This window comes from Halovalidus salilacus (assembly GCF_031852275.1).
GTDB lineage: Archaea > Halobacteriota > Halobacteria > Halobacteriales > Natrialbaceae > Halovalidus > Halovalidus salilacus.
On the sequence record NZ_CP134701.1, the window covers coordinates 37233 to 50137 of the forward strand.

Sequence of the window (12905 nt, forward strand, 5' to 3'; positions counted from 1 at the left end):
CCAGAGCGTAGACGACGATTGATTATAATACTTCCTTCATCTCTATCCTGAGCTACGAGGTAACGTTGAGATTGCTTGAGTACCATCCAGGCCCGACCTGCTCAAGACTTCCACGGAAAATCCTGTTCAGCCCTATTCTTTCGTCGCCGTCAGATAGTATAGGCTCATCCCAGTACTCCACGTTGTCGACCACGAACTGCACCCGTGGATTATTCGCCAGCAGAAAGTTCACGCGCTCGGAAAGGATATTGTGGATAAATTCACTGAGTTCTTCAGGATCCTCTGTACCTCGAAGATAGCTGTCCAGACCGTAAACCGCGATATCGTAAGGCAAATCATCCATATCGTCGACACAACGGAGAAACTCGACTATACTCATACGTTCATCAAACTCGTCACCGTCGTCTAAGGCCTCTTCTCCGACGACGTGGTAGCCGATTTCGAAGTTCATCAGATTCTAGCAGACTGTAATCTACAGATGGTATAAAAGTAATCGGAAATAACGCCTTTATTGCCTGATTTCTCAGCGGAAGTCCTCTATCTCCAGTTGGGTGTCCGATTGCTTCTTTACGTATTCCGCGATATCATCGTAGTCATCGTCTCCTTCGATTTCTGAAAGCCTGTGAAGTGCGTTAATCGCTCCTTCATCAGTCCACTTTCCGAACTGCTTGGTCAATTGGTCGGTCTCGAAGAGATAGTACAGGTAGTGGGCTTTGTCAATCGACAGTGGGTCGTTCTTGTTTTCCAAGCGGTCAGCCCGTTCAAGCGGATCTAGGACGACCAAGTCGTCCCCCTGCTGGTCCAGCAGATCTTCGTGGACCAGTTCAGCCACGTCAACACCTCTCTGCCGAAGATCTTTGTTGAGTGCGTTGAACGATAACTCCTCACCTCGGCCCAGTACGTGGGTTAGATAGACTGCACTGAGAGGATCCATTTCCTCGCTCAGAATCTGGAATCGTTCTTCGAGCAGTTGTTCATCGACGATTTCTTTGATTGCATCGACAGCCTCGACCACGTCCATCTGTTCTCCGTCTCGAGTGACGTTCGGGTAGTGTTTCGAGAATATCTCTAAGCATTTCCCCATTGCCACCACGAAGATATCTCCTCCGCTCAGACGGCGACCTGCTTGTTCTAAACGTTCGATCTCATCTTCTGCACGGAAGTAGATATCGTCCTCAAGAGATTTCCAAGAGACCTCCTCAGGATCCTCTTGGCGTTTCCTGCAGACGATGATGGTGTCGTAGTCGACGGTTGCTCTTCCGTGGCGGGTCCCGCCACGGGTCTCACTGTTTACAGGGTAGAGAGCGCTGATGTAGAAGTCGGCATCAAGAACGGATTGAAGCGTTGAACCCCAGGCCTCGGTCTCCTTGTGGTGGAAGGTGAAGGCCATAATACCGTCGTCAGCCAGTTTCCGACGGGATTCGTTGAAGACGTTCGTCAGGGTCTCGATGTAATGGTCCTCGGTTCTCTTATCCTCGACATCTTTCGCCGGATCGACAACGGCCTCGCTCTTCTTTGGCGTACGTTCTCCCTGGAAGTGGTCGTAGGTGTCGCTAAGAACCTGGTGTAGCCAGACGTAGTAGAAGTCCGAGAGCTCGGCATACATCTCGTTGTCGTAGTACGGGGGATCCGTGATGATCGCGTCTACTGATTTGTCTTCGATAGGCAGGTACTCAGAAGTTCCACAGCGTAAGAAGGCATTCCCCTCTTCTCCGAGATCAGAGTTATCATCAACAAGGACGCCCTCTACCGGCGTCTGCATCTGCTTATCCTGAGAATTCCCATCTTCGTCGATGTATTTCTCAACCGGGCTCTGGCACCACTCCTTCGCGGCCTTCGTCTTATCGAACATCCCCTTGAAGGTGCCACGGCCGTAGTCACTGCCCCAGATATTCCCTTCAACAGGTGTGTGACGGGCGATAATCGTGTTATAGTTGTAAATGGGTTCAAGCTTGTTCGCCACGCGGTTGTACATACAGAACATGTTGTTCGACTCCAGCATGGCGGAGAACGTGGTGAGCAGGAACTCTTTCACATTCTGATCTTCGATGTCGTCGATCTCATTGAGGAGCCGGCCCAGCAGCAACAGTTGCCGGTCGTTGAACATCTGGTGGTACTTGTGATAGCCATGGTTCCAGGCACGGTCACTGCTGCCCTGGTACCGTTCCTGCTCCGGGATAGGCAGTTCGGCCCATTCTTCCTCTAACTCCTTGCTAGCGCTCTCGTAGAGCTCTGAGTCGTGGTCAGTGGGATCTTTGTATCCTTTGTCGTCACAGGAATCGCAGTAGTACTCGACCGCATACATCTGGGAGTCCGGTTCCCCGAAGCGTTTCGTGGCATCGATAATCTTACTCCGGACACCGCAATCAGGACAGGTATAGTTCTGGCCAGAAGCAGTTCCTTCCTTGGGCATGAACTTGTTCCCGCAACTGTCGTCCACGCACGTTGTCTCCGTGGTGTGGTCGTCTGTCTGCTGGACGGTCCAACAGTCTGGACAGAGAACGTTCTTGTAGCTGTCGTTGGAGGAACGGGAATTAGCGAAGTAATAGCCCTTGAACAGCGGCACGTCGTGGCCGCAGTTCAGACACTCGATCTCCTTCACCCAGAAGTAGTACATCGCATCCGCCATGTTATCGCAGTCTGGGCACGGTGTCTGGTAGTACTCGAGAATTTCCTCACCGACGGATTCATAGATATCGTCGTAGGCCTCCTGCAGATCATCGATATCTACGGATTCAATCTCCTTTTTAACCGTGAACCAGGCAACAGGGTTCAGGTCACTGCCGATGACGTTACAGCCCATCCGCAGAGCCTCAACAATCGTGGTTCCCCCGCCCATGAACGGGTCGAGAACAGTCTTATCTCCGAAGTCAACGTCTTCAAGATAGTAGTCCCAAAGAGCCTCTGGATTATCCCAGTCGACATTCGGTAGCTCCTCGAAACTCTCCTGACCGTTCTCCTTGATATGGATCTCATCCTCCGCTAGGGGAGTACAGGAGCATGGTACGGAAGACCGATCCCAGACGCCTGGCCCAGTACTTGTGCATCGTATACACAGGCCTGTAGTACCGCTTAGCGTGGCCCTCCTTCGACGCAATTTCGTTTACTTCCTCGATCGGGAACGAAATCTCGATAGGTCGACGACTATTATCCTTACTCATGGTTTACGTTGTTAGTGGCTGACATTGATTCGCGGAGTAACGCATTCAGAGACGCTGAGACCGCCGTGCTGGAAGTTGGAGTACTTCCCTCCTGCAGGCCAGGTGTAGCGTCCGAGAGGCATGTAGTATCCGTCTGCCTCTACGACAAGGCCTTGTTCTACGAGATCGTCGGCATTGACTTCGCCAACACTTTCGAATCTGCCGCTGAAGGTTTCCTGAAGCCGATTCTTCTGTCGATCTGAGATTTGGAAGGTATGGCCGGAGTCCAACCTAGTATATCCGTGGTCCGAGGTGATCACCAAGGAGTCCGTATCCAACTGGTCGATGATGTTACGGAGTGCTGTCTCTGACTTCTCGTACATCTCCTCGATAGAGGTCAATTTTGTCCTTCCTTCCTGAATATTCTCGAGAAGGGCGTCAGGATACCTGCTCCAGATGATTCGCTCGTCACCATCCAGGGATGGTTCTTGGCTTTGGACGCTTGCCGTTTTGTACTCCTTCTTCAGATCGGAGTACCCCACTCGCTCCCGGAAAGGCATAGTCTCTGATGGAACCGTAGAATAGGAGTAACCGACAGAGACCTCGCTGGCTTCATCCTCCAACATCTGTACGAAGAGGGAGGCCTCTCGGACACTCATCGAGTCCATCATAATCAGTGCTCCATCCTCGGGAACGTTCATGGAGGCTTGGTTTACACACCTGTCTGCCAGGACGTCGGTATAGAACTCGCTGTAGACATCAAGTAGCAGGCGTTCATACTCCACCATTTGCGGCTCCCGGTTATAGTGCGAGGCGATATCCTCTCCGATAGGAGTCCAGATGTTCCATACTGCCTCCCAGACCGGATCAACCGGGTCCTCGGCGTCTACCAAACTGGTAAGGACCTCAGTCTTGAACTTCACTTTCGATCACCACCTGAGCGTTTATATGAGTCGCACTTGGCAGTTCTTCTAAGAACTCGATCAGCTCCTCCTTCGACAGATCGTCTAAATCGTAGGATAGATCGATATGTGTTGCAGTGTCCGCGTCTCCGTTGACTCGTGACTCCGCTACACTTCGGAGAACACGAGCGCTGTTCCCCTCTAACTGAACTGTCTTGGTCTCAGTCTGTTTGCTAACCGTTTCTCCTTCATCTCCAGTCCCCGACTCTGTACGACCGACAGTCGTCGTGGATCCACTACTTGTACCGATACTATTTCCAGTCGTAGCTCCTCCCGAACCAGTAGTGCCCGTTTCGGGCTCGGGCTCTGGTTCAGTTTTAGTGTAAACCGACTCATCAAGATTGTCTGGATGATGGATTGTCAGTTCATCGTTGAGATCCGGTAATGGGTCGCCCTTCTGAGTTGCATAGAACTTTGCACGGTCGCTTTCCAAGATGATCTTCTCATCTCGGTAGAGCTGGCCGAGAGCAGAGTAAAACGCACTGTCCTCAAGGATCACTGGCATCCTGCGGAACTGGCGGAAATCATTGAGCATCGAACCTACATTAACCCCGTTCTCTGCATCTTGGACCTCCTCAACTATCTTCTCTCCAATATAGGTCTTATCACGGCCAACCTTGCTCTTCACATCCTTTGCGTCAGGACTGATCGATTTCTTCCTCATCCGAAGGCCTCCACCAGAATCAGTCCACTTGACCCAGCTGCCGTAGTTACCTTCAAGCTCGTTCCGGAGTTCACGGCGTTCGTCTCGGATTATCTTCTCCAGTTCACCTTGCTCATCGTCAACCTTCCCTCTCAGATTTTCAGCGCCAAGCACACGAGCAGCCTTGCCGATCAGGTCATTATCCTGGCGGATCTTCTGGTTGGGCGTGACGAAGAGAACCGTGTTCTGGTAGGTCCGGCCCTCAAAGAAACTGTCCAGTTTCTTCTCCAAAGCACCGTTCGACAAGTAGTCCAGCATCACAACGACCGAGATATCGCGTGAGTCAGAGACATTGTCTTCAGGATAGACTACTACGTCCCCTTTCCAAACATCGTCTCGGACGACTTCTGCCAGCTTCTCTTCGATAGCATTCTTTTCACCCTCTAACACTCGTTCCTGTTCACGGGTTACGAGTGCGGTGAGCTTGGGATCCTCGGTGATGTAGTAATTGTCTTTCTGGCCGTCCCGATCAAGGTAGTGAGCGGTGCCGTACAGGTTCTGGAGGGACATATCTAGCTTCGAAACCGAATTTTTCCCAGGCTTGTACGTCCCCAGCAAGCACTCAGTGACAGAGGCCATCTTAGACCGCTCGTCAAGAGTGTATAGTAGGATAGTTTTCAGCAGTTTCTCCCCGTAGTCGATTTTCTCAACTGAGTCGAGGTCAGATACGTACCGGTTGAACAGTGTCTGGTTGATCCCTCGGAACGCGGCTACTTCGATATCACTGGTAATGATGAGATCCGTTTCCTTGTAGAGCCTTCGCACCGTATCAGCAAGAACGTTCATCGCACCCCGGACGTTCTGACGTTCCTTCCCTCCCTCGTACAAATTGTCGAGCAGATCAAGCAGTTCCGGATGGAATGGATAGGTATCTACCATCCTGTTCTCATACCTTTTTTTCTCCTCAATTTCGATGGGATAGGAATAGTTCTCAAGGTAGTTCTGGACGACATCCCGGACCCTGCTTTCATCTAAGTCGTCTCGTCGAGTTTCGAAGAGACGGTGAAGGATAATCCTCTCTCGGTCGCCGGTGGCGTTCAGGTCAACAGCATAGGGATTCGTCCGGTTGAGGATCCGCTTGAAGTCATCGCTCTTATCAAGAAGTGTGATGAACACAAATAAATCTTCATCAGGGTCATTCGCTACTTCCAGCAGGTTCTGGATGAAGAACTCGTTACGTTCCACCAGCTCTTCGTCCTCCGTGTCACTGAAAGATTCCCACCAGGTCTCGATTTCGTCAAAAAAGATAGCGACCGGTTCATCGGAGCAGAGCTCTTCAATGTGTTCGGTTGTTACATATCGTTTGACATCATCGGAGAGGTCTTCTCTACCAAGATCTTCGAAAATCGGTTCCCAGATGTGGTCTGCGTCCGTTTCGCTGGTAGAAAGGATAGTTGCGTCCGAGGATTCAGGTAAGTGCAGAGGGACGTCCCAGTCTTCCAACCATTCCTGACCGAGATTGGGGCTATTGAATAGATGATATAGTGTTAGCAGGCCGTGTGACTTACCAGCGCCGTAAGGCCCTGTAAGTGTGATTCCTCCTTGGCTGTTCCGTCCTCGTAGTTTGTTGTCTACGTGGTTGAACGCGGTTTCCAATGCGTTCGACGGATAGGTCATCGAAAGCAGACGAGAAGGGTTGTTTTCAAGTCGGTCTTCGGAGCCGCCTACTTTGTGAGCTTGTAGGACTCCCTGAAATCGCCCCTTTTGAACTTCCTCACGGGGAGTCAGAAGCTCGGAGATTGACATGCTCTTATATTCTAACCCTGACCTACTTGATGCTTTTCCAAAGAAAGGCAGACAGAGAAATAGGAAGGTCATGATAGCCAGTTATTTGCGACTTCTCTAAAAATCATACACAAGACAATGCCGGGGATCGTGATTTTCACCGCCGGTCGCCAAGACGCCTACGAGGACTACAAACGCTCCGTCGATGAGGGCCACGCGATCGAGGAACTCAAACCATATCTTTCACCGGAAGATTGTGAAGAGTTGCGCGTGACATCTGAAGACGGGAATGCACACTTGTGGGGGAGTTCTGTCCCCGACAAATGGCAAAACGTTGAGCCAGGAGATATCGCCCTCATCTACCATGACGGTGAATTCGTCACTCGAGGCCAAGTGACACTCCTCCTGGAGAACTACGAGCTAGCCGAGCACCTCTGGAAGAGCACAGTCGACCACGACCGGTGGGATCCAGAGAATCCCTGGAAATACCTGACATTCCTTTCTGATATTGAAGAGGTTGCGGTTAACGTTGAGGCGTTCAACGAACTGGTTGGCTATGATGAAACGTACCGACCACAGGGATTCACACGAGTTGCTGACCATCGGTTGGATCAACTTCGGGAAGAGTACGACTCTGTTGAAACGGCCTTAGCAGAGCTTACTGGGACGGGTGAAAAAGTACATCACGTCGACGAGACAGAGGTCGAAGAAACCCCTGATCTGGCTGACCGTCTCAAAGCTGCAAGTACGAATGGGAATCGAGCTGAAGAGTTTGAGCAACTCGTCGCGAAGGCGTTCACCCGCTTAGGTTGTACGACGAACTGGATTGAAGGTGGAAGCGATACAGATGTCGAAATCCACGCCCCACGACATATCGTAGTTGAAGCCAAGACACGTGGGTCGGGGAAACTCAATACCCTCGAAGCAACCAACGTTGACAAACACCGTCGACAGAAGGATGCTGAACACGCCATCGTTGTCGCTCCAGCATTTTCGCCAAAAGTTATCGAGAATGCTGAGGCGAATGAACTCACGACACTCGCTGTTGATGATCTGATAGCGCTTCTCTAGAGCGGCGACGACAGTATGCGATTCCGCCAGAAGACGTGCTTGAACTTCTGACTCGGCCTGGTCCTTTTCAAGATGACCGGCTCGATCTCTTTGGACGAGCGGATTAACGAGCGGCTCGAGGCTGGTGAGACGATACTGAACGTGATCCGAGCGCTGGAACGGGCAGATAGCCCGGTCGAAAGCGCGGCAGATCTACGTTGGATTATTATCGGTATGGAAGAGCCGAGTGATGTCCCTGACGAGAACGCGATCAACGGAGCGATCAAACTGCTGAGTCATTCGAGTCTTGGCGTGGTTGAGCGTGTTGAGGATGGCTACCAGACAGTTACTAATTACGAAAACGCGGTTGAACTCTTGCAGTCATTGGATAGTATCATACAGTCTGTGAATGAGTAGCAGAATTATTCTAAGCCGTAGCTACAACAAGTTGAGATTATGATAGAGTCTGATTTCATAGGAATATTTTAGGATATTGTGATGTGATAAGTGAGTGTGAACGAATCGGATCTGAAAGGGCAATTAGAGGACATTAAGCAGCAAGTTGAAGACACGGATCGTCTCCCAGTGCCAACGCTGAACATCATCGGTGAAGAACATCTGGAGGCACACTGGCAATCGCTGTTAGTGTATTTTCTGGAGGAGAGTAATCCTCATGGATTCGGGACAGATGTCTTGGTAGCATTTCTGGAGGCGGTGGACGCACATCCGGTACTTCCCAACCAGCGTAATCAGTGGAATTGAATCGCTGAATTAACCATCAGAAAGTGTCTGGATCTGGATGTGTTCAAGATCCCCGATCCAGACAGGTACCTTTCGGCGTCGGACGTGAAAGACATAGCGGAAGAAGTCATTTCTCCACTCCCGTTGCCGGGCGTCGAGGGGAGCCCCCTCGACCCCGGCGACATCTGGCTCGTCGTTATCTTGGCTTGTGTCAACCAGACCTCAGTTTGGGACACCTGCAACGATACCGACGGAACACCGTGCGACGACACCGTTCTGACGTGGTTGCATACCCTCGACCGAGACTGGCTTGAGTTCGTCGCTAATCTCCTGCTCGGACGGCTTGCTATGACGATTCTCGACGCTGATCGGTCGAGAATCGTCTCCATCGATTTCATCGACAACCCTTATCATGGCGAGCACTACGCCAAGGAAGGCGAACTCTGCTCGATGGCTCCCAAAGACGGCACAACCACATGCCACCGCTACTGTACAGCCTACGTCGTCTCCAACGGAAAGCCGGTGACGCTAGCTATGACGTACGTCCGTAACGACGAGGATGAGGCTGACGCGGTCGAGCGCGTGCTCGCCCGCGTCGAGAACTATCCATTCGAGGTCGAACTCCTACTTGCTGATAGCGGCTTCTACAACGAGCGCGTCATCCGCCGCGCTCGTGATATCGCCGCAACGATCGTTCACGTGCCTAAGAAGGGCGAGCGGATGAAGGACAAACTCGATATCCATAAGTCGTACATGACGACCTATCGCATGTACAAGGACTGCGAGCGGGAACTGCGCTTCCCGCTCGCGGTCGCTGTCTCCTATCAGAACGGTGATCGAGGCAAGCACGGCGAGGTTGTTCGTGGCTACGTGGCTTGTGGCGTTACTGATCGCTCAGCGAAGCAGGTCGAACGTCTCTACAGGAAGCGATCAGGTATCGAAACGACCTATCGCTTACTCCGGCAAGCACGCGGGATCACGACGACGCGTGATCCCGTCGTGCGGTTTGCCATCATGCTTGTCGCGGCATTGCTGGAGAACTTGTGGCTGGTTCTCAGGTGGGCGGTCGTCGCCCGCCCGCGGCGGGGCGGGCGCGACCTGCACGAGGAGTTCACGTTCAAGACGTTCTGTGACTGGATTCGTCATGAGCTGGAAGAGGAGTTATGCCGGCGGTGGAAGATCGAAGCGAACGGGGTTGGTGTGCCGGCGTCACAGGCAATGGCCGCGGGCTGACCAGGGTCAGCCCACGGCCTATTCGTTGGGCGGCGAGCGACAGCTGTCGGCAGAGACCGTCGAAGCCCGGGTGAAATCGTCTGTCCGGAGCGGTGAATTGGACTTGTCTCAATCTACGCCGCGGCAGCAACCGAGACTGACCGCCAAATCATACAGAAAGTGACTGTTTCGTGGCGCTCAGGCAGCACTCTCTCGCCTCGTTCGGGAAGTAACGACATCCAAAGACAACTTTCGAGGGCAGGGGACACGATCTTGATCAAGTCGAGATTCAATCGGAAGTACCGACTAGCAACGGTCCAGTCGATCTGCTGCTAAGGCTTGACGACGAATGGTTCATTTGTATCGAACTGAAGGTCAACTCGCCAGAGACAGGCGAACAGACAGCTCGTTACGCGACCGCAACGAGCCTCGGTGATGTTGTGGTGAGCGAATTTGATGGGACAGGCGAGTATCTGTATCTCGCTCCAGAGAACGCCTCAGAACCATCGTCCGATGAATTCGTCGAGATTTCCTGGCGAGAGGTCGTTACCCACCTCGAAGATGTACTCAAGGAAGGACATGGACAGTATCCAGCGAAGAGCACTGCACAACTGGCTGATTTCCTCGATACAATCAAACGAGAACTTAACATGACTAATAGTGACGATATTTCGACTGAGACAGAACTGTACATTGAGCACCATGATATGATCGACCGCCTCAAAGGTGCCTATGAAACAGATAAAAAGACGCTCTTCCGTGATCTCAAGCAAGCGTTTTTCGCTGAGGGTGACGTTGATCCCGAGGAGTGGGAAGTAAACAATCGACCGACGAGATATATCAACTTCTACAAAGCACCCTGGCAGAACCTAGACACTGGGACCAGCATTGAGTACGAACCGCACATTCATCTGAAACGCGATCATCCACGAATCCGACTACGTCTGGATATTGAGCATGGTGACAAACACATGATCCGAGAGGAATTTAAGACTCAGCTGGGAGAGGAACGGCTTCAAGAACTTGAAGCCAACGGTTGGGAGGTCATTGATGGTAGCTATGCCTATCTTGCCAAGTCGGTCCCAATCCATTTCGAGAAATCGAATGAATCAGTGAGAGACGCAGCACATGAGCTCCATCAACTCCGGGAAATTGTCGAGCCCCACATCGAAACGGTTGCGGCCAATCATCAGCCCGACTAAACAGGAGGTTTGAAGACACCAAGAATTATCACACACCTGAATGTGAATTAGCAAACTCGATGTCCATCCCCTCGAAGCCATGACCGTGATTACTGCCTTGCAGGATGTGATTGATGACGCCGTCAACTACGATCCGTTCCTCGAGTACGCCGACGAATGACAGGAGCTCCTAACATCCCACTGGCGATCCCAGCCCCATTGAGCAACACTCCTGCGTCTCGCGCTCACCGTCACTGATCACACAGAAAGGGAGTGCCGTCGGAAAGGATTGGGATTGGAGCCTTGCAGCAGATCAAGTGGCACTCCAAGTGATCGCTCAATTGGAGTTGTCTTAATCACCCGTCAGATATGCGTCTGACTCATTCAGGCTGACTAACGCTAACTCTGCGGCGGCGCGAGATCGAGACGGCGCAGACAGCGGAGTTGCGTGAGTACGTGTATGAACACCACGGCGAGGGATATTCAGACACGAACTCCCTGTGGCAATCAGTCTAGCGACATTTCAACGGTGTCCCGGGCGTGGAGAAGAGTGGACACGGAGACTGGACGTACGCTGGCGACGAGGTTGCACATGAGCACCTGTGCGAGTAAGTCGTCAGCCGCTCTGTGGAAGGCTCACAAACCACTATTTCATATGTTCCGGTTTCGAGTTATTGTCGCGGCGTTGTCGGTCGATTATTCACTGGAAATAGTGGTGTGTGTTCAGTCATCTGGAATTGATGAAACTGGGGTGTATCCTGACCGGCGTCAGATTATTAACCAACAGGGCCAGGGTACGCCTAGTTTTGTTGGTTAATATCGGAATCTTTGGAGACCAGCTGTGTCAGCGTCTATCTCAGTAGCTTTCATGCGAAAATTGGAGTCTGTCTGCTGATTCGTGGCTTGGAAATTGATCAAGAGAAGTCCCGATTGTTCGAGATACCCAGTAATTCAAAGATGACTACTGCACAAGGAGTCGACGACTGATATTTTGTTTCCCGGCCACAATGAGTCCATATGAGCTTCGGTGTCTCGTGGCATACACTATTGGACCATCTTGCGGAACTACCCGATGATGCAACGCTGCTCAGCCCTCTTTCCAACGATCGGATTCAGATTGAGGATATTCAGGAACAACGAGTAATCGTCGAGTTTCTTGATCGTGATATCGACCCAGTGAGGCCACTCCAGCGCGAGCAGTTTGAGACACTCCATCGGCGCATCACCGACAGCGCTGGAGCGTTTGACCTCGACCGACTGCCTCCTGATGCCGATCCGTACCCTGCCGTGTTGAGTATCCATCCCCGGTTCGAAATCGACGAAGACGCAGGAGTTATTCGTGAACATGACGGACCGACCACCAGTCAGTTGCTCGAAATCGAGCAGACAGGTGACGAGAATGACAAAGATATCGACCGGAGTGAACCCGACCTAGAGGTCTATGCCGATTCCTTGCTGTTGATCGACGCCCTAAGAGCGGCACGACCTCGACTCACTAACTGCGTTGGAGACAGAAGCACTCGTCAATCTGTATACGCTGTGTTCAGACGTCCAACGCAATACCGACAGTCTCCGCAAAGAGATTGCAGACGTGCTGCTGAATCGACTGCATCACGACCAACCGGTCAGTGGGCCGTTCGGCTCCGTCCAGCGGACCAGTCGCCAAAACAAGTCGCTGAAAGACGAACAGACCGTCATCGAACGACTTGAACAGGCAGGCGTCGACCGGGAGCAGGTCACCAGTCTCGATCGGAGTAAAGTCGACGACGCCCTCGACGTGACGGAACTCGCCGAATCCGATGTCTACGAGATCGACGAGAGTGAATACGTCCGGAAAGCCGATGTTGACGAACAACAAAAAGAGACGCGACTACAAGGGCTCAAGGACCAACTTGCCGCCAGCGATCACGACGAAGCTGCCGAGTTACGTGGGGAGATCGAGCAGTTAGAATCGCGGATTGAGGAGTTGACCAGCTTCCGTCGTGGCTCAGAGATGGAAGGGTGAGAGACGCTCTTTTGCGGCCCTGTCACGCTTGCTGTCCGGCGAATAACAGCGGAAACAGTGGTGTGTGTCTGTGACTGTGAGTGGGCACTAAGAACAGCGGAACTCACGGGTGGGTGGATCGATCTACCTGGAGCAGTGCGAGACCGGAAGTATAAGAACCAACTCGTTCTTAACCAACGAAATCCA

At 52.1% G+C, this 12905-nt stretch carries 9 protein-coding genes and 2 pseudogenes; 6 read left to right on the forward strand and 5 right to left on the reverse strand.

Annotated features, from left to right (window positions below):
- Nucleotides 1–52: 52 nt before the first annotated feature.
- The 5 genes from RJT68_RS20735 to RJT68_RS20755 all read right to left on the reverse strand — a co-directional run bounded on the left by RJT68_RS20735 (nucleotide 53) and on the right by RJT68_RS20755 (nucleotide 6551).
- Complete coding sequence (locus RJT68_RS20735; protein ID WP_128226341.1) at nucleotides 53–451, reverse strand: hypothetical protein; 399 nt, start codon at nucleotides 449–451, stop codon at nucleotides 53–55.
- Between the two features lie 72 nt (nucleotides 452–523).
- A complete protein-coding gene (locus tag RJT68_RS20740) occupies nucleotides 524–3058 on the reverse strand; it encodes a DUF1156 domain-containing protein (protein WP_407040479.1) in 2535 nt (844 codons plus the stop codon).
- Nucleotides 2973–3161 carry a DUF1156 domain-containing protein gene (locus tag RJT68_RS20745; protein WP_407040471.1) on the reverse strand — a complete coding sequence of 63 codons (189 nt, stop codon included), beginning with the start codon at nucleotides 3159–3161 and terminating at the stop codon, nucleotides 2973–2975. Before RJT68_RS20745 ends, RJT68_RS20740 begins: the two co-directional genes overlap by 86 nt.
- Before the next feature lie 11 nt (nucleotides 3162–3172).
- Nucleotides 3173–4063, reverse strand: coding sequence for an alkaline phosphatase (locus tag RJT68_RS20750; RefSeq protein WP_128226339.1), 891 nt, complete (start codon nucleotides 4061–4063; stop codon nucleotides 3173–3175).
- Nucleotides 4047–6551 (reverse strand): DUF499 domain-containing protein, encoded by a 2505-nt coding sequence (locus tag RJT68_RS20755; protein WP_128226338.1) that lies wholly within the window; start codon nucleotides 6549–6551, stop codon nucleotides 4047–4049. Before RJT68_RS20755 ends, RJT68_RS20750 begins: the two co-directional genes overlap by 17 nt.
- Nucleotides 6552–6668: 117 nt before the next feature.
- On the opposite strand from RJT68_RS20755, the gene RJT68_RS20760 reads away from it, so the two are divergent.
- From RJT68_RS20760 to RJT68_RS20785, 6 genes and pseudogenes are all read left to right on the forward strand, one after another.
- The gene (locus RJT68_RS20760) at nucleotides 6669–7601 is read left to right on the forward strand and encodes a restriction endonuclease (RefSeq protein WP_407040472.1); all 933 of its coding nucleotides are present in this window, start codon (nucleotides 6669–6671) and stop codon (nucleotides 7599–7601) included.
- A gap of 72 nt (nucleotides 7602–7673) precedes the next feature.
- Nucleotides 7674–7997: a restriction endonuclease gene (locus RJT68_RS20765; RefSeq protein ID WP_407040473.1), complete on the forward strand. Its 324-nt coding sequence runs from the start codon at nucleotides 7674–7676 to the stop codon at nucleotides 7995–7997.
- A 96-nt stretch (nucleotides 7998–8093) separates the two neighbouring features.
- A complete protein-coding gene (locus RJT68_RS20770) occupies nucleotides 8094–8342 on the forward strand; it encodes a PD-(D/E)XK nuclease family protein (RefSeq protein WP_128226337.1) in 249 nt (82 codons plus the stop codon).
- A gap of 39 nt (nucleotides 8343–8381) precedes the next feature.
- The gene (locus tag RJT68_RS20775; RefSeq protein ID WP_407040474.1) at nucleotides 8382–9554 is read left to right on the forward strand and encodes an ISH3 family transposase; all 1173 of its coding nucleotides are present in this window, start codon (nucleotides 8382–8384) and stop codon (nucleotides 9552–9554) included.
- 254 nt (nucleotides 9555–9808) lie between these two features.
- Nucleotides 9809–10735, forward strand: a pseudogene (locus RJT68_RS20780) (PD-(D/E)XK nuclease family protein); the annotation flags it as partial.
- Between the two features lie 996 nt (nucleotides 10736–11731).
- Nucleotides 11732–12719, forward strand: a pseudogene (locus RJT68_RS20785) (hypothetical protein).
- Nucleotides 12720–12905 lie beyond the last annotated feature (186 nt).